Here is a 21,210-nt window from a genome sequence, read left to right as displayed (position 1 = left end):
ACGACGACCTGCAGACGAAGCAACGGTGTAGAGCGATACAACGGCAGGGACTAAACCCGGTGATGGCGGGCAATTACTCGTTTCCAGCAGTTCGGCGGGCGGATCGACTCGCCTCGAGAGGATTAGGCCACCCTAAAATTCGGTGGACTTATGTTGGTTTAGGTAAGCCTAAAGAACGAACGGCGGTTCCCGCTACCACGATTCGGCGCGACGAGGCGATTCCGCCCCGAACGGGGCCGTGGCGCCGCACGACCGCCCTGCTATCCGCCGAGAGACTGGAGGAAAACCATGGTCGGAACGACACTCAGAGAGATTCGCCACGAGATCGAACGGTTGGCCAGCGACGACGGCGACTACTACGTCGTCTGCGCTCGCTCCGGCGAGCGGCCCGTCCCCGTCGCAGGCCAGCGGTTCGCGACCCGTACGGCCGCGGCCGACGCGGCTCGAGCGACCGAACAGTACCGGGCGGCGCTCAGACAGTACGATCCGCAGTTGCCCTACTACGATCCCATCGTCCGGCAAGAGCAGCCGCTGCACGTCGGCGACGGGCCTGACGACCCCGACGGGGGCACGGACCCCGTCCCCCAGCAGCCCGTCGATCGCGGCGGCGAGGCCGACGATCCGTTGATCAGTTTCTGTCACGACGTCTCCGGCGCCGTGTTCGAGGCCCTCTCGGGGAGCGAGCACGACGAGGCCGAGACGGCGATCATGGAGACCTATCTGGCCGCCGCCGAAGCTACGACCGACCGGAACACGCTCTGTCTGGTGTTGCTCGAGGCGATGGCGGCCGAACTCGAGCGACACTTGACCGTCGACGAACGGACGCGACTGCTGCGGGACGCGGCGGCGAATCTCCCGTCGGTCGCGTCAGCGGCCGACCCCGTCGAGGCGAGTCTGGCGTATCTCGACTCGCTGTCGCTGGTACGGGCGTACGACGTCGTACGCGAGCCGCGGCCGGAGATCGACGCCTGGAGCGTCTCCCTGCGCGGGTACGCCATCGACTGCGACGGCCGACGGTTTCCGACGCTACCGATCGGGATCGACATCCTGCGCCGGACGTCAGAGGCGACCGCGGCGCTGGGCGTGACCGACGTGACCGCGCTGGGCGAGGGCGACTGGGAACTCGTCGTGACCAGCGACGTCGAGGCCGCGGGCGGCCTCGTCTGTCTCACGGAGGACGAGCTATGACGGACTCGACGGTCGTCCACCGGGCGGTGGCCTGTCTCGAGGACGAACGGGACGACGTCGCCGACCGCGCGTCGGCCCTCGAGACGTTCGCGCGAGAGATTCGAGACGTGCCAACGGCGTCAGGACCCGCGCAGGCGGCCGGTACCGTGCCGGCGACGCCGAAGGCGATGGCGACGGCGGTCGGATCGGCGGCCGCGACTCCGCAGCCGTCCAACGACCGCTGTGAGACCGTCAGGGAGGCGTTCGTCGAGACCGTCGAACCGCACACGATCGCGGCCGACGACGACTCGCTCGTCGAGACGATGGCGGCCGAACTCTCGGAGGAGATCGCGGTCTCGCTGGCCGCCGACGCCGACTGGACGCCGGCGCTCAAACGAGCCGTTCTCGAGGAACTCGAGACCCAGCACCGGAAGACGGTGCTGCTCGAGGAAACGCTGCAGCGCGAGCGACGGACGCTCGAGGAGGCGATCGACGAAATCGACGAGATCGTGGGGTGGCTTCGAGCGACGGCCGACGAATCGCTGCTCCAGTGCGGGTTCGACGACCTGCGCGAGAAACACGACCGACTCGAGACCCATCGGGACCGCCTCGAGACGCTGACCGACGAGCGACAGCGGCAGTTCTCCGGGGAGACAAATCCCCGCGGGACCGCCGACTACCGAGAACTCGTCGCGGCGATCTACGCGGATCTCCCCGTCCAGTTCCCGCTGCTGTCGACCGCGGCGCGGCTGTACGGGATCTGTGGCGACTGCCAGCGGACGGTTCGCGCGCATCTGTCGCGGCGCGCTTAGGCGACCGCCGGGCGCGGACTACGGCGACGACTGCGAGAGGCCGTCCGGGACGAGGTCCGGAAGGGGGACGCTCTCGAGGACGTCCCGAACCTCGAGGAGACCGTCGCCCGTCGAGACGGTGTCGTGGACGCGTTCCATACACGCGAGGGCGCCTTTGACGGCGGCCCGGCGGGTCGACACGCGGCCGATCACCTCGGTGATCGTCTGGTCGGTGAGGAAGTACCGGTACCGAAGCTCCCAGCACCGACAGAGGCCGAGTCCCGGATGCGAACGATCGGCGGCGGTGCAATCCGCGACGAGTTCGAGCGGGGGCTGGCTGTGACGGTATTCGAACCGGTCGTCACAGCAGTCGAGGGGTCCCCATCCCGGTGGTAATACCTCGCGTGGGATGGGGGGCTGATCGGGAGGCATGTCCCTCCCTGAACCGGGAACGGGAGTGTCGGTTCGGCTTGCGTACGCATCGTTCGTATACCGCATCCTCTACTGTGTTATTTCGTTGTCACTATCGAACGATCTCGAGACCGCGAGACGGCGGTGGCCGACCGATCGTCCGACTTTTGTCTCCGGTCACCGTCCCTCCGGGTATGGCCGACTTCGATCCCGAGAAATTCGAAGACAAGTACGCCAACTACTTCCCGGAGCTCCAGCAGGCGTACAAGAACGCGTTCAACCGGATGAACGACCAGTACGACTCCGAGCTGGTCCACGCGATCGACCAGCAGGTGCTAAACGAGAGCGAACCCTTCTACGAGGGCGACGGCGAGTTCCGCATCGAGCTCCCCGACGACCCCTACGATCGACTCACGGGCGTGCTGGTCGAGCGGGATCGATTCGAGGAGGTCCTCGAGCGCCACATCGAGGAGATCGAAACCGAACTGCAGCGAGTTTTCGGGTTCGCCTGATCCGAACCAGATGACTCGAGGACCGCGATTCGGGCGTCGCGAGCGTCGGCAGCCGAACGGGTAGGACGGAAGGTTTAGGGGCACCCACATCCAAGGGTGGGTCATGAGCACGGAATCCCAGAACGACGGGGACGACCTCGAAGACCGCGTCGCGAACTTCCTCCGCCGTAACTTCCCGCAGATCCAGATGCACGGCGGCAGCGCAGCGATTCAGGACATCGACCGCGAGAGCGGCGAAGTCAGCATCGCCCTCGGCGGCGCCTGCAGCGGCTGTGGCATCTCGCCGATGACGATCCAGGCGATCAAGAGCCGGATGGTCAAGGAGATCCCCGAAATCGAGACGGTCAACGCCCACACCGGGATGGACGGCGGCGAGGCCGACATGGGCGGTGGCGACGGCATGAGCCCATCGTTCCCCGGCGAGACCGTCGACGACGACGGCGGCGCCGACGAAGGGCCGGAAGCACCGTTCTAACCGCCGGTCGTCCCGCGTAGTTCCAACCGAGTTTTTCGCTATTTCACTCGCCGAGAGGCGGTGGTTTGGCTCCCTTTCGCCGGAGTCCGCCGTGGAGTCGGAGGAGCGCTCAGCGGCGCCGCTGTGGGAGCCGCGGTAGACGGATGCCGCACCGAGACTTCCGGCGGCGCGAAACGAAGACTGTAGCGAGCCCGATCGGCGCTACTCGAGCGACTTCGCCCGGTTCTGAAACTCGCCGCCGCACTCACATACGCCGGGATGGGTGTTCGCTTCGACGACGGTCCCACACTCGAGACACTCGTAGGTCGACGCCGATTCGGGGTCGTTCTCGCCTTCGACGTCCTGGTCGTGAGGCATACGACGTACTTTTCGGTCCACGATCATATATTTCATGCAAGGATATTTAAGGCGAGTAGCCGCGACGGCGGTCACCGCAGATCGAGTTCTCGTTCCCACGTCCTGACCAGCGACGTCAGGACCCGGTTCGTCGGCACCTCGAGGCCCCGCTCGGCCGCCCGGTCGACCACGTAGCCGTTGATGGCGTCGATCTCGGTGTGCCGCTCGGCGCGGACGTCCTGGTGCATCGAGGACGTGTTCGCGGCCGTCTCGCTCGCGACAGACTCGAGTGCGGCGAGCGCCTCGCGGTTCGAGAGCCCGACGTCGCAGGCCCGTGCGACCCGCGCCGTCTCGCGGGCGGCGGCGCGGGACAGGTCAATCGCGTCGGCCTCGAGGATGGCCCCGTTTTCGGTCCGGGACAGTGCCGTGACGGGGTTGATACCGGCGTTGACGGCGAGTTTCTCCCAGAGGCGACGGGGCATGTCGTCGGCGACGGTCGTCTCGATCCCCGCGGCCGTGAACGCCTCGCCCGCTCGATCCGCGGCGGCCGCGGGGCCGCCGTCTCGAGCCCCCAGTACGACCTCGCCGACACCGGTACACGCTACGACGCCCGGTTCGCGCAAAATCGCGCCGTAGGTCGCCGTTGCCGCGAGTATCGGGGCCTCGAGCCGCGCGGCGAGCGTCTCCTCGTTTCCCATGCCGTTTTGCAGGGAGCAGACAACGTCGAACGAACCCGTCGCGAGCGCGTCGGCGGCGGCTGCGGTGTCGAACGATTTGACCGTCACGACGGCCAAGTCCGCCTCGAGCCCCGTTTCGTCGGTCGTCGCCGCTGGAGACACGTTGCACGGGAAGCCCGCCGCCTCTCCCTCGAGAGTCAATCCCGACTCGCGGACGGCCCGAGCGTTGGTCTCTCGGGCGACGAGCGTCACGTCGTGCTCGCGGGCGAGCAGCCCGCCGACGAGACTGCCGAGGCTTCCGGCCCCGAAGACGACGATCTCCATGGCTCGAGGTGGAACGAGCGGGCTGAAAACGGTTGCCGTCTGCGGGCCCGCTCAGTCCTCGGTCCAGTAGTAGAGGTTCTCTCGCTCGGTGCCACAGGACGGGCACTCGTCGGGGATGTCGCGGTCGAGTCGGCCCATTTCGCCGCACTCCCAGCAGCGCCACATCAGTTCGGCCTCGCCGAACTGCTGTCCCGAGCGGACGTGTTCGACGCTCATCCCTTCGATTCCGTCACGCAGGGTGACATAGAGTCCGTCCTCGTCAAATCCGCGGATCCGTCCGATCGTCTCGCCGTCCTCGGTGTAAACCGTCGTTCCGAACCCCAGTCGCGGCTGTTTTTCGGCCATGGCGTCTCACCGCCTACAGCTACGTCGTGCGAGGCGATAAACCCTAATACGCGATATGGAATAGGCCGCGGACGGCCTGGCGCAGTTCAGTCCTCGGTCCAGTACATCAGGTTCTCCCGCTCGGTGCCGCAGTTCGGGCACTCGTCGGGAAGTCCCGTGTCGATGTCGCCCATTTCGCCACACTCCATACAGCGCCACATCAGTTCGGCCTCGCCGAACTCATGGCCCGAGCGGGCGTGTTCGACGCTCAGCGCCTCGGCGCCCTCGCGCGTGGTGACGAAGAAACCGCTCCGCTCGAAGCCTCGAACCTTTCCGAGTTTGTTTCCGTCCTCATCGTAGACGACCTGCCCGAGGTTGAGGTCCAGAACCTCCTCGACGGCGTCTTCCTCGCCTTCTTTCGCCGGAGTTTCCCCAGTTTCGACCATGGGCGAACGGACGTCGGCAACGCGAATAAAGTCACAGCGCGCATTATGCAAGCGGCCACTCGAGGGCCGGTACCGACCGAGAACAGCCGCTCGACGAGCAGCACGGACGACGATCTGGAACTGTAAACCAGACGCGAGAAAACGGAATCAATGGAAGGTAATTCCCCCAGTAATAGAAAACAATATACATCCCCCGTATAGATAGCCGATGTATGGTAACCCACCACACACCAAAGCTGCCCGGCGGTCGGCGATCGGTCGGCCGGTGCGGTACCGACGGCGGGGGGGGCCGAGCGGTACTGACCGTTGCAAGGGAAAAGGTGGACAACAGTCGAGCACCTTCGGCGGACGTGTTGCTTCAGACGTCCGCGTTCGGTCATCAGTTCGATCGCTGTCTGACCGTCGTCTCGTCTACAAGCCATGCCGACGATAGCGCGAGGGTGAGGAGAGTATGACGGGGACCGGCGTTACGACCGTCGGTGACTGTCGGATCGCCTACCGGCGCGCGGGGACGAGCGGCCCCCCAGTCGTCCTCTGTCACGGCGCCGGGATCGACGACGCGACGGTCTCGTGGCGCCACGCCATCGACGCCCTCTCCGAGGACTACCGCGTCTACGCGATCGACTGGCCAGGGTACGGCCGCAGTACCGGCTCGGTCACCCACACGATCGAAACCTACGTCGACGTCCTCGACGGATTTCTCGAGTCGCTCCCCTACGAGCGGGTCTCGCTGGTCGGGATCTCGATGGGCGGGGGCGCGGCGCTCGGCTACGCCCTCGAGCGACCCGACCGGATCGAGCGACTGGCGCTCGTGGACAGCTACGGCCTGGGCGGACGACTGCCCAACGCCCTCCCGTGGAAGCTGTTGTCGCGGGTTCCCGGAATGACGGAGTTCGGCAAGATCGCCGCCGGAGCTACCACCGATAGCGTCAGACTGGTTCTCGATAGCCTCGTCGCCGATTCCAGCGCCCTCTCCGACGGGTTCGTCGAGGATGCCCGGGCGAAGCTGATGGAACCGGGCTCGATCCAGGCGTTCACGGAGTTTCAGGGGAACGAACTCTCCTACGACGGCCGCGTCGCGACGAACTTCGTCGACGACCTCGAGTCGCTGTCCGTCCCGACGCTGCTGAGCCACGGCGAGGACGATCCGCTGGTGCCCCTCGAGTGGTCGGTGCGGGCCGCGGACCGCATTCCGGACGCCAAACTCGACGTCATCGAGAACTGCGGCCACTGGGCGCCTCGAGAGCGCCCCGAGCGGTTCAACGAGAGTCTCCTGAACTGGCTCCCGGACCGCCGCTGTGCGCCGACGCCCGAGTATCCGCCGGCCGAGATGCCCGGGGTTACTCGAGTCGGCGATTAATCGGTTCCTTCGACTCACTACCGTTGGCCGGGAGTGGACTCCGAACAACGTGAGGAGTCCACGACTCGGGGAAGGGCAGGCGATTCACCGACACCGACCGCGAGAGAGCGCCGCAGGCGCTCTCGAGCGGGCCGACGACCGACCCGGAAAGCGCGGCGCTACGCGCCGCGTTGAGGCGAGCGGCATCGCCGCGAGCCAGGGGAGGGAGGAATGCTTTTCATCAAAGTTTTGCCGAGTGCGGTCGCTCCGCGACCGCACGCAGAGCAAAAGTTTGGGCTACATGAAATCTTCAATCCCGCTCTGCTTGTTCTTGTCGTTCTCGAAGATGCTCTCGAGCGAGCGCTCGAGCACTTCGAGCCGCTGTTTCGTGTAGTCGCGACAATCGTACTCGTCGGCGACCTGAATCGCGGTCTGCATGTACTTGTTCACGGAGCCCTTGTGGACGGTGAGGTTGACGCGGCCGCCGCATTCGCGACAGTCGCCGGTCAGGGGCATCCGACGGAACTTCTCGCCGCAGTCGAGACAGCGAGTCTCCTGTCGGGAGAAGGCTCGCAGGTTCCCGATCAGGTCCGGCAGGAAGTGGTATTCGATGACCCGCTCGGCGACGTCGGTCTCGTCGACGGCCTCGAGTTTCCGCGAGAGCTCGAGCTGGGCGTCCATCTTGTCCATCATCGAGCCCAGCGTCTTGTACGCCGAGAGGTCGGGCCCCATCGCGATGTCGGTGGTGTCGTGGGTGTGCTCGAAACCGGTATACTCGGTGTCGGTGCCCAGGGTGTCCTCGGCGATTTCGACGTCGACGTCCTCCGGGTCGGCCTGCTCGCGGGTCGCGAGGAAGAACTCGCGGGGGTACTGCGAGACGACATCCATGTTGTGGGCCTCGTCGTCAATTTCGGAGGGATCGATGCGGGAGGACATGACGAGGGGGGCGTCCATCTTCCCCCCGCGCTGGTCGGGCAGGAAAGACTTGCTGAAGTTGAGAAGTCCGTCGAGGAGGAGCATCACGCAGTCCTCGTCACCGTCGCAGTTGCGCCGCTTCGCGGCGTGGAAGTACGGATGAGCGTATCCGACTGCCGCGCTCGTGAAGCCGATAACTCTCCCGACAGTTGCCGCGCTCGTGTGAGGAGCCATCCCGAACACCAGCTCTCCGACCAGTTCCTGCCGATCCTCGAACTCGTAGAACGGCTCGAGGCCGTAGTACTGCTCCAGCAGGTCGTCGATAAAGTCGGCCGTTTGCAGCATGTGCTCGGCGGCGCCGTTCGAGAGGACGATGTCCTGGACCTTCAGCTCCACGAGCTGGTCCTCGTGGGTCAGCGGCTCGCCGTGGATATCCTCCTCGTAGCCAAGCGCCTGCAGCTGGCCGACGTCGATATCGAGTTCGCTGGCGCGGACGGACGTGACCGGGAGGTCGGTCATGTCGTAGCGGACGGTGCCGTCCTTGAACGCCGAGACGTCGTGTTTCGCGCGCAGGATCCCCTTCTCGATGGGTTCGGGGATCTTGTTCGTCGAGGACAGCCCCTTGACGCCTTTCAGGATCTCGAAGGCGTTCTCGCGTTCGCCGACCGACTCGAGGGCCGAGCGGAACTCGTCGTTGACGTCGATCTCGCGGACCTCGACGCAGGTGCCTTCGCGCTCACAGCGGTCGCACTCCACGCGGCCGGCGTCGTCGGGCTCGAGGGACTCGTCGCAGTCGGGACAGCGGTAGTCGGGTTCGGTCCGCGCGTCGCACTCCGGACAGCGGTTCTTGAACGTCTCCGTCGCACAGTCGGGACAGCGCTGGCGGCCGACCTGGAGTTCGACGACGCCGGGGGTGTCGGACATCGTCTCGGCGTGTTTAGCGGCGTCGGCGACATTGCGCTGTGCGCCGCCGGCCTCGCCGATCGGGAACAGCGTGTGCACGGGCGGGCTGAGGTCGCGGCTCTCGGATTTCTCCGGGCGTCCCATTCGGTTGCCGATCCGCGTGGGGGCGCGTTCCCGAACCTGGAAGGGGGCGACCTCGTTGACCGCCTCGATGGCGTTGGCGCCGTCGGGTTCGTCCTCGCGGCCCCAGTTGCGGGCGCGGTCGGAGAGGTCCTCGTCGCTCCAGGTGCGCTCGAGTTCGATGCTGGGTTCCGCTTCCTCCGCTCGCTCGTCCGGGTCGACGTCGGGTTCGAGCGCCGCGCCGTCGGCGACGGCCCGCCGCGGTTCGTAGCCGACGGTGCGGGCGAACGGCCGCCAGTCGTCGACTTCGATGCGGTCCTCGCCGTCGCGCTGGCGGTGCTCGATGACGATCGTCTCGAGGGCGTCGGCCACGGCGTTGTCGTGCTCGAGGACGAGGATGCTGTCGTCCCCGTTTCCGTTCACGCTGCCGTCGCCGTCCTGCTCGATCCGGCCGTCGGCGACCGCCGCCGCGAGGTCGCAGAAGGCGTCGACGGAGATGTCGTGCCAGAGGTAGGTGTACTCGGGATGGAGCGGCGCGTCGTACTCGATGGCCCACTCCACTGCCTCCTCGGGGTCGGGGAACTCGAGATCGATCCGCGGGTCGTCCTCGAGGGCTTGCACGTCGGCGCCGGCGGCCGCTAAGTCCTGGACCCACCACTCGTAGGTGTAGGAGGCGGGCGCGAGCGGGTGGTTGTTCTCGACGAACTCGCCGTAGTTGACCAGGTACTCGCCCAGGTCCAGAATCTTCTCGACGCCGTTTCTGATCTCGAGGGCGTCCTCGGGGTCGTCGATCCGGCGGACGTCGCCGTTGGCCAGTTTGACCGTCGGCCCCTCGATGGAGTCGACGGGGACGACCCCCGCCGCCTTGCCGGGGCGCTCGGTCTTGATCTGGGTGCCGGTCGCGAGGAAGTCGTCGACGAGGTGCATCGCGGCGGGGTGGACACCGGCGGTCGCGAACCCGTGATTGCGTGCGCGACCGTAGCGCAGTCGGAACCCGCCTTCCGCGCAGGGGTGTGAGAAGACGGGGCGGCCGGCGATCAGGTCCCGGAGGAACTTCGTGGACTCGTCGACGCGCGGGGGACCCTGCGGTTCGTCGGCGTCGTCGCCGTCCGCGGGGTCCTCGCCCTCGCTCTCGTCGTCAGCGGCCTCATCCTCGTCGGCGTCGTCCTCGCCGTCCCCTTCGTCGGCCGCGTCGTCGTAGTAGGTGCCGTCGATCAGGTCCTGGAGCCACGGCCAGTCGATCTCGTCCAGGTTGCGGGTGTAGCGCTGGATCTTCGGCGCCTTGAGCGCGATCCCCTCGGCCATGACCAGACACATCCCGCCGCGGGCGCTGTTGGTGTCGACCCGCTCTAAGTCGCGAAAGCCCGAGACCTCCTCGTCGCCGGTGGCCTCGCCGTCCAGCATGATCGGCATGTGCTTGGCGATGAACTTCGTCTCCTTGTCCTTGGGCGTGTACTGGAGGCCCGTCTCCTTGTCGTAGAGGGCGATCTCCTCGGCGTAGCGCTCGATCTCCTCGTCGCGGGCGTTGAACTGCTCGATGCCCACGAGCGCGCGGGTGTAGTCGGCCACGAGCACGGAGAGGGCCTGCGCGGTCCCGCCAGCCGACCGGATCGGGCCGGCATAGTAGACGTTGACGAACTCCGTCCCGTCGTCGTTTTCGAGGATTTCGACCTTGTCGATCCCCTCGATGGGGGCGGCGACGACCCCTTCGGTCAGCAGGGCGACCGCGGTGCGGACCGCGCCCTCGACCTTCCCGGCCCTGGACTCGTAGTCGCCGACCCGGCCCTCGGCGAAGTCCTCGGCGAGTTCGAGCGCCGCCTCCTCACGGCTCATCTCTCCCTCGAGTTCGCGGACGCGTTCGGCGACGCCATCGATTCCAAGGATGTTCTCGACGCGGTCGGCCATGTCTCGCGCGGTCGGAATCTCGACCTCGGGTTTCGGATCGGCGCCGCGTTCCTTGGCCCGTTTGGCGACGTCGAAGGCCTCGTCCAATCGGGACTCGAGGCGCTCGAAGTACCGTTCGTCTACCTCGCGCATGTCAGAGCCACAGGTCCAGATCGGTGGTTTCGTCGTGTTCGCGCTCGAGTTCGTCCGCGAAGACGCGCATGTAGACCTCGCCGGCCCAGACCGTCGCCTCGTTCAGGTGGCCGGAATACGTCGTCCCCTCGTCGTCCGAGAGGACGGCGTGGGTGTGGGCAAATCGGTCTCCGCCGAGCCACGAGACGTTCCCCACGCAGGTCGCGACCTCGAGCGGTTCGTCGAACTCGATTGGGTAGTACTCGCACTCGTCCTGATCGTAAAACCAGAGTTCCGCGTCCTGCACCGCGCCGAGGGCGGTAAACCAGGCTGCGTCGGCGTCGACCTCGCCCGCGAGCGACTCGATCTCGGCCCGCCAGTCGGCGCCGTGCTCGAGGCGAGCGACGTACTCGTCCGTCGTCTCGACGGTGCGGTAGTTCATATCCCACATCTGTATCTGCCGATAGAAAAAGCTCTCCGGTTGGCTACCAAGGTGCGGTCCCTGCCGAGTCGCCAGCAGGGGACACTACCCCCGCGGGAGATTGACGACGACAACGACGAGAGAGTGGCGACTGCGCACAGTATCGAAGGTCTATGAACACGATGGTGCTTGCATGTCCAATAATCGTCTATACCGCCCAGACATTCTCATGAGGCCTTATTTCCGTATATCATTGGACATTATTTTCCGAGACGATATGTGATGCGGCAAAAACTATATCTGGTTCGTGATAGCATATCATATGCTATGGTGCAACGTAGCTCAGCAGTAACTCGACGGCGGCTCCTCGCCTCAGGTGTTGCCGTCTCCGCGGCAGCGGTCGCAGGGTGCATCGGTGGGGGTGATGGCGACGGCGACGCCTTCCATTTCACGCAAGAGCAATCACGGGAGGATCAGTTCGACCCCGTCGTTTCGAACGACGTCTACAGCTTCCAAGTGATCAACCACGTCTTCGACGGACTCTACGAGTTCGGCGAGGACCTCAAGCTCCAGCCGAAGATCGCGACGGGCGAACCGACCGTCGAGCGCGAGGGGACGCGCTATATCTTCGAGATCGAGGAGGCGGCCGAGTTCCACAACGGTGACGACGTGACCGCCTCGGACGTCGCCTATTCGTTTACCGCCCCCGTCGAGGAGGAGACGGAGAACGCCGCCGAGTACGACATGATCGAGAGCACCGAGGTCATCGACGACTACCAGTTGCAGGTCGACCTCGGCGAGGAACCGTACGGCCCGTTCGAACTCCAGACGATGGGCGTGACGGTGGTGCCCGAAAGCGTCCGGTCTGAGGATTCCGAGGCGTTCAACAGGGAGCCGGTGGGGAGCGGTCCGTTCACCTTCGAAGAACTCGAGGGCGATTACGTCGAAATCGCGCGGTGGGACGACTACTGGGACGATCTGGAGCCGAACTTGGAGCGAGTCCGGTTCGTGGCCCACGACGACTCGGCGGGGCGGGTCTCGGACATCCGGGCCGAGAACACCGACGTGATCGCGGGCGTTCCGAACGACGACTGGGACGTCCTCGAGAACGAGCAGGGGGTGAACCTCCACTCGGCCGAGAGTGCCACGTACATGTACATGGCGTTCAACTGCAACGAGGGGCCCACGACCAGCCCAGAGGTCCGCCGGGGGATCGCCTACTCGTTCTCGATGGAGGATTTCATCGAGTCCAACGCCGCGAACGTGACCTCGCCGATGTACAGCCCGATTCCGCCGGTCGTCAACGAGGTCTGGGGATTCCCCGAAGACGAGTACCAGGAGCTCCTGCCGGGGTACGATCCCGACGAGGCCCAGTCGCTGTTAGACGAGCACGCGCCCGACGACTTCGCGCCGACGATCATCACGCCGGAGGGGATCCGCGCGCAACTCGCCGAACGGATCGCCACGCGGCTCGACGAGATCGGCTACGGGGCCGACGTCCAGCAGCTCGACTTCTCGACGCTCGTGGACACCTACACCACGGGCAACGCGGACGACTACAACATGTACCTGCTGGGGTGGAGCGGCGGTCCCGATCCGGACTTCTACCTCTACTCGCTGTTCCACGAGAGCCAGGAAGAGCTCAATCAGGGCCACTTCTACGAGGGTAGCGACGGCTTCCACGAGGGACTGGCACAGGCGCGTAACATGGCCGATCAGGAGGGGCGCTACGAGATTTACGAGCCGATCATCCGGGAGATCGTCGAGCAACTGCCGGCGCTACCCGCGTTCACGCAGGACAACACGATGGCCTCGCGCGACTATGTGCAGGATCTGCAGGCCCATCCGGACGCCACGTACAACCCGACCTTCGTCTCGGACTACGCGAACGTCTCGGTCGAGTGAGCGCGCCGGCTCGCAGGACGCGTTCGGTGCTGTCGACCGATTTCCCGGCGGTCCGCGCGACCGCCGTCCCGCGCCACCGCCGGCACCGGCGCAGCGACGAGACCACCATCAACCCGCGGACCAATGAAACTACTCAAGTACACGACATACAGGATCCTACAGGCGATCCCCGTCCTGATCGGGATCTCCGTCATCACGTTCCTGCTGGCGAACCTGGGCCCGGGCGATCCCGTCAGCCTCATGCTCCAGGGACAGGAGCACACCGAAGCACAGGTCAGAGCGATCGAACAGCGGTACGGACTGGACCAGCCGTTACACGAGCGGTACGTGACGTACATGGCCGGCCTGTTGCAGGGCGACTTCGGCCGGAGCATCTACTACCGGCGCCCGGTCGCGGACCTAATGCTGGAGCGGGTCGGTCCGACCCTGTTGTTGGTCCTGTCCGCGTACGCGTTCGCCCTCGTGACGGCGATCCCGCTCGGCATCATCGCCGCGAACAAGCGCAACGAACCGACCGATCACGTCTCGCGGATCGTCGCCCTCTTCGGCGTCAGCACGCCGTCGTTCTGGATCGGGATCGTCCTGATCCTGATCTTCGCAGTCAAACTCGGCTGGTTCCCCTCGAGCGGGCTCGTCTATCCCTGGCGATCGCCCGATTCCGTTCGAGGAATCAGCAGCTACCCGGAGCTGTACTACGAGACGCTCAGGCACCTGCTGTTGCCGATGATCGCGCTGGGGACACTCCAGATGGCGACGATCATGCGCGTCGAGCGCACCCAGATGATCGAGTCGCTGCAGGGCGAGTACGTCAAGCTGGCCCGCGCCTACGGCGTGCCCGAGCGGACGATCCTGCGAAAGCACGCCTTCAACGTGGCCCAGCTGCCGATCATCACGATCGTCGGGCTGAACCTGTCGACGGCGATCGGCGGCGCGGTGCTGGTCGAAACGGTATTCAACATCAACGGTATGGGTCGGCTATTCGTCGACGCGATCGCCCAGAACGACTACCAGCTCGTGATGGGGATCACGATGATGCTCGGGTTCCTGTTCGTGATCGGCGTCATCATCACCGACATTTCCTACGCGTACGTCGACCCGCGCGTCACCTACGGAGAGAGTGAATAAGCATGGCAGTTGGCGAATCACAGATCGAAGGCGGCTCTGAATCGGTCGCGGAGGACGAAGAAGTCGAAGCGCGCGTCGGCTGGCGGTACACCGTCGCGCAGGTCAAACGGGACACGACGGCCCGCTGGGGGCTGTACATCGTCTCGTTCGTGCTGTTCGTCGCGGTGTACGCCCTGATCGATAGCAACCTCTCGCTGCTCACGTTCGGACTGCTGTCGGACTTTACCTTCGCGCGGGCGATCCCGATCTTCGACCACCCCACCCACATCCCGGCGCCGGGCGAAGGCCAGGCGCACGTGCCGCCGTACTTCCCGCTCGCGGAGCAGTCGTGGAACCCGCTGCCGGCGGGCGGCACCCTCGAGCACCCGCTCGGAACCGACCGCGCCGGTCGGGACTACTTCACGCGGATCGTCTACGGCACCCAGGTGTCGGTGTTCGTCGGGCTGATATCGGCCTTTATCGGACTGCTCGGCGGAACGCTCATCGGCGCCGTCGCCGGCTACTACGGCGGCCGCATCGACGACGTCCTGATGCGGGCCGTCGAAACGGTCTACTCGATCCCGCCGCTGATCCTCATCATCGTCTTCACCGTCTTCGTCGGCGGGGCGAACATCTGGTACGCGGTGCTGGGCGTCGGGATCACGTTCATCCCGGTGTTCGCGCGCATCATCCGGAGCCGGGTCCTGAGCATCCGCGAGATGGACTACATCGAGGCGGCGCGGGCGGCGGGGGTCAGGGATCGCAACATCATCCTCAGACACGTCATTCCGAACAGCTTCGCGCCGGTGCTGGTGTACGCGACGCTGCAAATCGGCGTGACGATCCTCATCGTTGCCGGTCTCTCGTTTCTCGGCTACGGCGCCCAGCCCCCGACGCCGGACTGGGGCGCGATGCTCAGGACCGCCCACGGCTACATGCACTCGAACGTCTGGCTGTCGATCTGGCCGGGAATCGCGATCATGATCACCATCATGGGCTTCAACCTGTTCGGCGATGGCTTACAGGACGCCCTCGACCCGCGGATCAACGACTAACATGAGCTCCGAACCACTCCTTCGCGTCGAGAACCTCAAGACGCAGTTCTTCACGGAAACCGGTACAGTGCGCGCAGTCGACGGGATCTCCTTCGAGGTCCACGAGGGCGAGATCGTCGGCCTCGTCGGCGAGAGCGGCGCCGGCAAGTCGGTCGCCTCGATGAGCCTGCTGCGGCTCGTCGAGGATCCCGGCGAGATCGTCGCCGGCGAGATCACCTACAAGGGCGAGACGATCTTCGGCCTCGAGGAGGGGCCGAACGGCGAACTCCGGGAGCGCGACGACGTGCTCTCGAACGAGGAGATCCGGACCCGGATCCGGGGCAACGAGATCGCGGTGATCTTCCAGGATCCGATGGAGTCGCTCAACCCTGTCTTCACGGTGGGTGGACAGCTCCGGGAGTTCATCGAACTCAACCGCGGCCTCGGAGAGGACGAGGCGAAAGCGGAGGCGATCGACATGCTTCGGGAGGTCGGTATCCCCGATCCCGAGCAGCGCTACGAGGAGTACCCCCACCAGTTCTCCGGGGGAATGCGCCAGCGCGTGCTCATCGCGATGGCTCTGGCCTGCGAGCCAAGCCTCATCATCGCCGACGAGCCGACGACGGCGCTCGACGTCACCGTGGAGGGCCAGATCCTCGATCTGGTCGACGAGCTCCAGGCGAAGTACGGGACGAGTTTTATCTGGGTCACCCACGATCTGGGCGTCGTCGCGGAGATTTGCGACCGCGTGAACGTCATGTACCTCGGCGAGATCATCGAACAGGCCGCCGTCGACGACCTCTTCTACGACACTAAACACCCCTACACGGATGCCCTGCTCGACTCGATGCCGCGCCCCGACCGGACCGTCGGCGACCTCGAGCCCATCGAGGGCGTGATGCCCGAAGCGATCGACCCGCCCTCGGGCTGTCGGTTCCACCCGCGCTGTCCCCACGCGCGGGAGGTGTGCAAGCGGGTCCACCCCGAGCCGAAGATCGTCGCGGGCGACGGCGAACCCCACCGGGCGGCCTGCGTGAAACACGACGTCTTCGACGTGGGCTACGACGAGAGTCCGCCGCTCGAGGACCGCGAACCGACGCCGAGCGGGGAGGATTCCGTCGACACTGACTCCGAGTCCGGCCTCGCCCCGAACCCGACGGCCGACGACGGAGGTGAGCGCCGTGAGTAGCGACCTCCGGTTGGGCGACGACAGCGGCTACGAGGGCGACGGCCCGCTGCTCGAACTCGACGCCGTCTCGAAGCACTTCGCCCAAGAGTCAGGGCTGTTCGCGGGGCTGCAGTTCGAGCCCGATCAGTTCCCGCCGATCAGCATGGATCCCGGGACGGTGCAAGCGGTCGACGACGTCTCGCTCGAGATCCAACCCGGGGAGACCCTCGGACTCGTCGGCGAGTCCGGCTGCGGGAAGAGCACGCTCGGGCGGACGATCCTGCGCCTGCTCGAGCCGACCGAGGGGGACATCTACTTCAAGGGCCGGAACCTGGCCGACCTCGGCGGCGAGGAGCTGCGGCGCATGCGCTCGGACATGCAGATGATCTTCCAGGACCCCCAGTCGTCGCTCGACCCCCGTATGAAGGTAGGCCAGATCATCGAGGAGCCGATGCGAGCCCACGACATGTTAGACGACGAGGGCCGAGAGGCGCGGGCGAAGGAACTGCTCGAGAAGGTCGGGCTCGACCCGCGCCACTACAACCGCCACCCTCACGCATTCTCGGGGGGCCAGCGCCAGCGGATCAACCTCGCGCGGGCGCTGTCGGTCGACCCCGACTTCGTGGTCTGTGACGAACCCGTCTCCGCGCTCGACGTCTCCATTCAGGCCCAGGTGATGAACACGATGGACGAACTCCAGGAGGAGTTCGGCCTGACCTACCTCTTCATCGCCCACGACCTCTCGGTCATCCGCTACGTCTCCGACCGCGTGGCGGTGATGTACCTGGGCCACATGGTCGAGGTCGCCGAGAAGGAGGAGCTGTTCGAGAATCCCCAACACCCCTACACGAAGGCGTTGCTCGAGTCCATTCCCGTCCCGGATCCGCGGGAGTCGGGCGTCCGCGGCGTCCTTGAGGGGGAGGTGCCGAGCCCGCAGGATCCGCCCTCCGGCTGTCGGTTCCGAACGCGGTGTCCGCGGCTGATCGCGCCGGCGGAGTACGACCTGACCGACGAGGAGTGGGCCCACACCCGCGCGTTCATGCGGGCGGTCAAACGCCGGACCTTCGAGGCGATGTCGGCCGACGAGATCCGCCGAGAGTTCTTCGGCGGCCAACCGCCCGGCGGCGAGGCCGGCGAAACCGTCACCGAGGCGATCGACCGGATCGCGACCGACCGCGGCGACGCGGTCGACGAGGACGACTGGGACGAAGCGAGTTCCCTCTTGCTCGAGTCGTTTGCCGAGCAGAGTATCTGCGCTCGGGAGCGGCCCGCGTACCAACTCGAGTCGACCGTTGGCTCAGGCGAACACTTCGCCGCATGTCACCTTCATCGCTGACCGCTCGCGCCGATACCACCGACCTATCTTATTTTATACCTTTGTGAATCATCCTCTAGGTCTGGTCATACCTATTGGTAAATCACCCAAATTCACGATCTAGAGGTTCTAAGTCACTCGTTCGATCGATAGGAAGATCTCCGCTCGTTACCGCCGCACCCACACGATCTTTCATTTCGAAAATACTTATATGCGCCCCATGCTTCTTTACTCGTGTATGAGTAAGATACTCGCCACCGTCACGGCAAGCACGCAGCGACTGGCAAAGGCCCGACGAACGATCCGCCACTCCCCCGACTTCGGCGACGATGCGTCGACGAACGAGGACGGTACGCCCACGACGCGTATCCCGACCGGTGGGTTCCTCACCGGGTGAGGACGATCGCGATGCTCTCCGTCCGCGATCTCGACCCCTCTCCTTCCACTCGAGACTAACTTCGTAGCGATCGCGTCGAGTGCAGTCGTCGGCCTCCCCTGGCTCGACAGTCGTTCGCAGGGAGTTCTACCGTTCGACCTCGTCCCGCAACCGTCGTTCGACTCCCGTTTCGGTTCCACTCGAAGCGACCGTTCTAGCCACCTGCTACAACCCCACAGAGTGGGTGAAACCACTTTGATAGCCGGTGGTGTAGCGGGCGGTATGGAACTTCGACCGGCCACCCTCGAGGATCGTTCGGAGATCAGGAGCGTCGCTCGCGACACCTGGCACGAAACGTACGACGAACTCGAGTCCCACGCGATCGACGAGACGATCGACGACTGGTACGGCGACGAGCGACTCGAGCAGGCGCTGTCAAAACCGGGGACGGCGTTTCTCGTCGCCGAAGCCGACGGCGAGGTGGTCGGCTTCACCCACGGCGTCGTCAGCGAGGCGGAAGGCGACGTCCTCCGGATGGCGGTCCACCCGGACCACCAAGGACGGGGGATCGGGACGGCGCTACACGAGCGGCTCTGCGAGGACTTGCAGGACTTCAACATGGAGCGAATGCGGGCGATGGACCTCGCTTCCAACGAGGGCGGCCGGCGGTTCTACGAGGAACAGGGATTCGAGCGAACCGGCGAGGACACGGTCGAGATTGGCGGCGAGGAGCGCCGGGAGGTCGTCTACACGCTCGATCTCTGACCGTCGGGCTCCCGGCGATCGAATCGACCGACCGAGTCATACTCGAGCGATTGTTCTCGAGATGCCGCACCGATCGCTGACTGGTCGCTGACAACCGCTATTACTGGAGATTTGTGGCGCCGGCGAACGCAGCGTGGCCGACGCTCTCCGTAGCAGCGATCGCTCGACCGTGGCCACATCGACCGGCAAGGGCCACCAGCAACTATATATCGCATGCTGCTAAACCTATGTTTAGAGATGTCTAATCTTCTGTCGGTCCCCTCACAAACGGCGGGTGAGGTGTCGTGAACGAACTGCTGACCGTCCTCCTCGAGTCGCTGCGGGACGGCTACGTGCAAGTGAGCGCGTTCGTCGCGGTAACGGTGCTTGCGTTCGGACTGATCCAGTACCGAACCGACGGCGCCGCGCTCGCGGCGATCGAAGACAACGAGCGGCTCCAGGTCCTGTTCGGGGGCATCCTCGGGCTGACCCCCGGCTGCGGCGGCGCGATCGTCGTCATGCCGCTGTACGTCCGCGGCACGGTCAGCTTCGGGACCGTCGTCGCGACGCTCGGAGCGACCGCGGGCGACTCGGCGTTCGTCATCCTCGCGCTCGCCCCCGAAGCCGCGCTGTACGCCTACGCCATCGCCTTCGCGGCGTCGGTCGCGACGGGCTACCTCGTCGACTCCGTCGGGCTGGGCGTCACTCGAGTCGACAACGCCGTCGCGAAGCTCTCGCCGGCGATGGCCGACGGCGGCACCGTCGTCAACGGCGGCGTCGGACCGAACCCCGCCCACGACTACGGCGGACCGTCGCCGGCGTGTGCGCACGACGCGGGTCCGGATCGACACTCTCGGGTTCTCACCCCGCTCTCCCATCTCGCGCACGTCCTGTGGTGGATCGCGGCCGTCGCGGGGCTCGTCCTCGGGAGTCTCTACCTGCTCCGCGGCGGTCCCGAGGTCCCGCTGACGGCCGGCCTCGGCTTCGACGGCCTCTTCACCGTCGTCGGCATCATCGGCGCGGTGCTGTCGCTGTACCTCTACGCGGTCGGCCGCCACTACGTCGGCGAAGGGGAGATCGCCCGGGCGCGGGACTCCTTCGGCTCGGTGTACGACACGCTCACCCACGCGGCGATGGAGACGAGTTTCGTCACCGTCTGGGTGCTCGTGGCCTTCCTCATCTACGAGTACGCCGTCCTCCTGACGGGGATCGACGTCACGACCGTCGCCTCGGCGGCCGGGGTGCTCGCCCCGATCGGCGGCGCCGTCGTCGGCCTCATTCCGGGTTGCGGCCCGCAGATTCTGCTGGCCAGCGTCTACGCCGAGGGCGGCCTGCCGTTTTCGGCACTGACCGCCAACGCGATCGCCCAGGACGGCGACGCCCTGTTCCCGCTGCTGGCCGTCGACGCCAAAGCGGCGATCGTCGCCACGATCTACAACTTCCTGCCCGCGGTCGTCGTCGGCGTCGCGCTGCACCTGCTGTGGGCGCCCGTCTTCGGGATGGCGGAGTTCGGGTTCGGCGTGCTCTGATCGTCACTCGAACGCCGCGAGGCGACCGCGGTCCGTTCCGACGAGACGGACCGTCGGCTAGACGAGGATCGGCTCCACACGAAAAATTACTACACTGAGCCTCTGACAGCGTACGCGCCCTCGAGTTGGCTATCTGCGGTCTCGTTCGCCACGATCTACAATTCCTATCCGCCGTCGTCGGCGTCGCGCTCCACCTGCTGTGGGGCCTGTCTTCGGGGTGGCGAAACTCGGATTTAGCGTGCTCTAAACAACGAATAGAGACTATAGAGAGATCAGAGTGTGTTTTCTTCGTTACATTATTAGTATCTTTATTTATTTCGCACAGCTGTCGTTGAATATCGGCGGAAGTCCCAACTAGACAACTCAGTCCTATATCAGATCAATCATCAACTAGTGAGTCATGTAGCGTGAAAACATCATATCCGATCCCCTTCTTTCGAAGTTTTGTAGAAACGTGTTCGAATTGATCGCCACGTCTCCCAGGATCTTTTCCATTTTTCGATTGGAATATTTCTAAGAGTAAATCTTCGAAAGAGTTTCTCAGTTCGCATGTGTCTATTTGCGTACTGTGCGCGTTGGTGCTGAGGCGACAGGTATCGTCGTGGAAGGTGAATTCCAACGTTGACGTGTACACAGGGATGACCCCGTCTTTTTCGTGGTAGATGTGTCCATACGCTCGCAGCAGTTCCTCAAGTGACGCATTAAACGTAATAGATTTTGTCGGCGTCTGCACCACGAATCGCAGACTATCGGGTAGACCGGTCACTTTCCAGCCGCCATATTCATTTTTCAATTCAAATTTGATCATGGCGTGTCCAGTTCTGGAATTGGCTCTGCTTGTTCATCGATATCGACATC

Annotated in this window: 21 protein-coding genes; 13 read left to right on the top strand and 8 right to left on the bottom strand. The window is 65.1% G+C overall.

Features of this window, described 5'->3' with window-relative positions; translation table 11 throughout:
* Positions 1-288: 288 nt before the first annotated feature.
* Positions 289-1,188, top strand: coding sequence for a DUF7551 domain-containing protein (locus tag EH209_RS17610; RefSeq protein ID WP_126664147.1), 900 nt, complete (start codon positions 289-291; stop codon positions 1,186-1,188).
* Positions 1,185-1,979, top strand: a complete 795-nt coding sequence (locus EH209_RS17605; RefSeq protein WP_126664146.1) for a DUF7260 family protein — start codon at positions 1,185-1,187, stop codon at positions 1,977-1,979. Before EH209_RS17610 ends, EH209_RS17605 begins: the two co-directional genes overlap by 4 nt.
* A gap of 18 nt (positions 1,980-1,997) precedes the next feature.
* Here the strand turns inward: EH209_RS17605 and EH209_RS17600 are convergent, their stop codons facing one another.
* Positions 1,998-2,390, bottom strand: coding sequence for a hypothetical protein (locus tag EH209_RS17600; RefSeq protein ID WP_126664145.1), 393 nt, complete (start codon positions 2,388-2,390; stop codon positions 1,998-2,000).
* 173 nt (positions 2,391-2,563) lie between these two features.
* On the opposite strand from EH209_RS17600, the gene EH209_RS17595 reads away from it, so the two are divergent.
* A complete protein-coding gene (locus EH209_RS17595; RefSeq protein ID WP_126664144.1) occupies positions 2,564-2,881 on the top strand; it encodes a DUF5783 family protein in 318 nt (105 codons plus the stop codon).
* 103 nt (positions 2,882-2,984) lie between these two features.
* Entirely contained in the window at positions 2,985-3,356 is a 372-nt protein-coding gene (locus EH209_RS17590; protein WP_126664143.1) for a NifU family protein, read from the top strand.
* Positions 3,357-3,557: 201 nt separating this feature from the next.
* On the opposite strand, the gene EH209_RS17585 is transcribed toward EH209_RS17590, so the two are convergent.
* The 4 genes from EH209_RS17585 to EH209_RS17570 form a co-directional block, all read right to left on the bottom strand.
* Complete coding sequence (locus tag EH209_RS17585; RefSeq protein WP_008893379.1) at positions 3,558-3,713, bottom strand: rubrerythrin-like domain-containing protein; 156 nt, start codon at positions 3,711-3,713, stop codon at positions 3,558-3,560.
* A 71-nt stretch (positions 3,714-3,784) separates the two neighbouring features.
* A complete protein-coding gene (locus tag EH209_RS17580) occupies positions 3,785-4,693 on the bottom strand; it encodes a ketopantoate reductase family protein (protein ID WP_126664142.1) in 909 nt (302 codons plus the stop codon).
* 51 nt (positions 4,694-4,744) lie between these two features.
* Complete coding sequence (locus EH209_RS17575) at positions 4,745-5,038, bottom strand: DUF7130 family rubredoxin-like protein (RefSeq protein ID WP_126664141.1); 294 nt, start codon at positions 5,036-5,038, stop codon at positions 4,745-4,747.
* Positions 5,039-5,124: 86 nt separating this feature from the next.
* Positions 5,125-5,463 carry a DUF7130 family rubredoxin-like protein gene (locus tag EH209_RS17570; RefSeq protein WP_126664140.1) on the bottom strand — a complete coding sequence of 113 codons (339 nt, stop codon included), beginning with the start codon at positions 5,461-5,463 and terminating at the stop codon, positions 5,125-5,127.
* 451 nt (positions 5,464-5,914) lie between these two features.
* On the opposite strand from EH209_RS17570, the gene EH209_RS17565 reads away from it, so the two are divergent.
* Positions 5,915-6,823: an alpha/beta fold hydrolase gene (locus EH209_RS17565; RefSeq protein WP_126664139.1), complete on the top strand. Its 909-nt coding sequence runs from the start codon at positions 5,915-5,917 to the stop codon at positions 6,821-6,823.
* Positions 6,824-7,099: 276 nt separating this feature from the next.
* Here EH209_RS17565 and EH209_RS17560 read toward each other — a convergent pair whose 3' ends face one another.
* A complete protein-coding gene (locus EH209_RS17560) occupies positions 7,100-10,777 on the bottom strand; it encodes a DNA polymerase II large subunit (RefSeq protein WP_126664138.1) in 3,678 nt (1,225 codons plus the stop codon).
* Between the two features lies 1 nt (position 10,778).
* Positions 10,779-11,198 carry a PPC domain-containing DNA-binding protein gene (locus EH209_RS17555; protein ID WP_126664137.1) on the bottom strand — a complete coding sequence of 140 codons (420 nt, stop codon included), beginning with the start codon at positions 11,196-11,198 and terminating at the stop codon, positions 10,779-10,781.
* Positions 11,199-11,504: 306 nt separating this feature from the next.
* On the opposite strand from EH209_RS17555, the gene EH209_RS17550 reads away from it, so the two are divergent.
* The 8 genes from EH209_RS17550 to EH209_RS17520 all read left to right on the top strand — a co-directional run bounded on the left by EH209_RS17550 (position 11,505) and on the right by EH209_RS17520 (position 20,352).
* On the top strand, positions 11,505-13,082 hold the full coding sequence (locus EH209_RS17550) for an ABC transporter substrate-binding protein (RefSeq protein WP_126664136.1): 1,578 nt from the start codon (positions 11,505-11,507) through the stop codon (positions 13,080-13,082).
* A 123-nt stretch (positions 13,083-13,205) separates the two neighbouring features.
* A complete protein-coding gene (locus EH209_RS17545) occupies positions 13,206-14,207 on the top strand; it encodes an ABC transporter permease (RefSeq protein ID WP_126664135.1) in 1,002 nt (333 codons plus the stop codon).
* A 2-nt stretch (positions 14,208-14,209) separates the two neighbouring features.
* Positions 14,210-15,241, top strand: coding sequence for an ABC transporter permease (locus EH209_RS17540; protein ID WP_126664134.1), 1,032 nt, complete (start codon positions 14,210-14,212; stop codon positions 15,239-15,241).
* Between the two features lies 1 nt (position 15,242).
* Positions 15,243-16,409 carry an ABC transporter ATP-binding protein gene (locus EH209_RS17535; protein WP_126664133.1) on the top strand — a complete coding sequence of 389 codons (1,167 nt, stop codon included), beginning with the start codon at positions 15,243-15,245 and terminating at the stop codon, positions 16,407-16,409.
* Complete coding sequence (locus EH209_RS17530) at positions 16,402-17,724, top strand: ABC transporter ATP-binding protein (RefSeq protein WP_126664132.1); 1,323 nt, start codon at positions 16,402-16,404, stop codon at positions 17,722-17,724. The genes EH209_RS17535 and EH209_RS17530 overlap by 8 nt, the downstream gene beginning before the upstream one ends.
* A 217-nt stretch (positions 17,725-17,941) precedes the next feature.
* Positions 17,942-18,100 carry a hypothetical protein gene (locus EH209_RS24195; protein ID WP_164722070.1) on the top strand — a complete coding sequence of 53 codons (159 nt, stop codon included), beginning with the start codon at positions 17,942-17,944 and terminating at the stop codon, positions 18,098-18,100.
* 261 nt (positions 18,101-18,361) lie between these two features.
* Positions 18,362-18,844, top strand: coding sequence for a GNAT family N-acetyltransferase (locus EH209_RS17525; RefSeq protein WP_126664131.1), 483 nt, complete (start codon positions 18,362-18,364; stop codon positions 18,842-18,844).
* Positions 18,845-19,128: 284 nt separating this feature from the next.
* Positions 19,129-20,352 (top strand): putative manganese transporter, encoded by a 1,224-nt coding sequence (locus tag EH209_RS17520; RefSeq protein ID WP_126664130.1) that lies wholly within the window; start codon positions 19,129-19,131, stop codon positions 20,350-20,352.
* Positions 20,353-20,731: 379 nt separating this feature from the next.
* Here the strand turns inward: EH209_RS17520 and EH209_RS17515 are convergent, their stop codons facing one another.
* On the bottom strand, positions 20,732-21,160 hold the full coding sequence (locus tag EH209_RS17515; RefSeq protein WP_126664129.1) for a hypothetical protein: 429 nt from the start codon (positions 21,158-21,160) through the stop codon (positions 20,732-20,734).
* Between the last annotated feature and the right edge of the window lie 50 nt (positions 21,161-21,210).

Source organism: Haloterrigena salifodinae (assembly GCF_003977755.1).
Classification (GTDB): domain Archaea; phylum Halobacteriota; class Halobacteria; order Halobacteriales; family Natrialbaceae; genus Haloterrigena; species Haloterrigena salifodinae.
The sequence above is the reverse complement of the archived record's forward strand: the minus strand, read 5'-3'. Positions and strand labels throughout refer to the sequence as shown.

Coding starts and splice junctions, on each gene's coding strand:
- EH209_RS17610 (WP_126664147.1), top strand. CDS start 289: ATGGTCGGAACGACACTCAGAGAGATTCGCCACGAGATCGAACGGTTG.
- EH209_RS17605 (WP_126664146.1), top strand. CDS start 1,185: ATGACGGACTCGACGGTCGTCCACCGGGCGGTGGCCTGTCTCGAGGAC.
- EH209_RS17600 (WP_126664145.1), bottom strand. CDS start 2,390: ATGCCTCCCGATCAGCCCCCCATCCCACGCGAGGTATTACCACCGGGA.
- EH209_RS17595 (WP_126664144.1), top strand. CDS start 2,564: ATGGCCGACTTCGATCCCGAGAAATTCGAAGACAAGTACGCCAACTAC.
- EH209_RS17590 (WP_126664143.1), top strand. CDS start 2,985: ATGAGCACGGAATCCCAGAACGACGGGGACGACCTCGAAGACCGCGTC.
- EH209_RS17585 (WP_008893379.1), bottom strand. CDS start 3,713: ATGCCTCACGACCAGGACGTCGAAGGCGAGAACGACCCCGAATCGGCG.
- EH209_RS17580 (WP_126664142.1), bottom strand. CDS start 4,693: ATGGAGATCGTCGTCTTCGGGGCCGGAAGCCTCGGCAGTCTCGTCGGC.
- EH209_RS17575 (WP_126664141.1), bottom strand. CDS start 5,038: ATGGCCGAAAAACAGCCGCGACTGGGGTTCGGAACGACGGTTTACACC.
- EH209_RS17570 (WP_126664140.1), bottom strand. CDS start 5,463: ATGGTCGAAACTGGGGAAACTCCGGCGAAAGAAGGCGAGGAAGACGCC.
- EH209_RS17565 (WP_126664139.1), top strand. CDS start 5,915: ATGACGGGGACCGGCGTTACGACCGTCGGTGACTGTCGGATCGCCTAC.
- EH209_RS17560 (WP_126664138.1), bottom strand. CDS start 10,777: ATGCGCGAGGTAGACGAACGGTACTTCGAGCGCCTCGAGTCCCGATTG.
- EH209_RS17555 (WP_126664137.1), bottom strand. CDS start 11,198: ATGAACTACCGCACCGTCGAGACGACGGACGAGTACGTCGCTCGCCTC.
- EH209_RS17550 (WP_126664136.1), top strand. CDS start 11,505: ATGGTGCAACGTAGCTCAGCAGTAACTCGACGGCGGCTCCTCGCCTCA.
- EH209_RS17545 (WP_126664135.1), top strand. CDS start 13,206: ATGAAACTACTCAAGTACACGACATACAGGATCCTACAGGCGATCCCC.
- EH209_RS17540 (WP_126664134.1), top strand. CDS start 14,210: ATGGCAGTTGGCGAATCACAGATCGAAGGCGGCTCTGAATCGGTCGCG.
- EH209_RS17535 (WP_126664133.1), top strand. CDS start 15,243: ATGAGCTCCGAACCACTCCTTCGCGTCGAGAACCTCAAGACGCAGTTC.
- EH209_RS24195 (WP_164722070.1), top strand. CDS start 17,942: ATGAGTAAGATACTCGCCACCGTCACGGCAAGCACGCAGCGACTGGCA.
- EH209_RS17525 (WP_126664131.1), top strand. CDS start 18,362: ATGGAACTTCGACCGGCCACCCTCGAGGATCGTTCGGAGATCAGGAGC.
- EH209_RS17515 (WP_126664129.1), bottom strand. CDS start 21,160: ATGATCAAATTTGAATTGAAAAATGAATATGGCGGCTGGAAAGTGACC.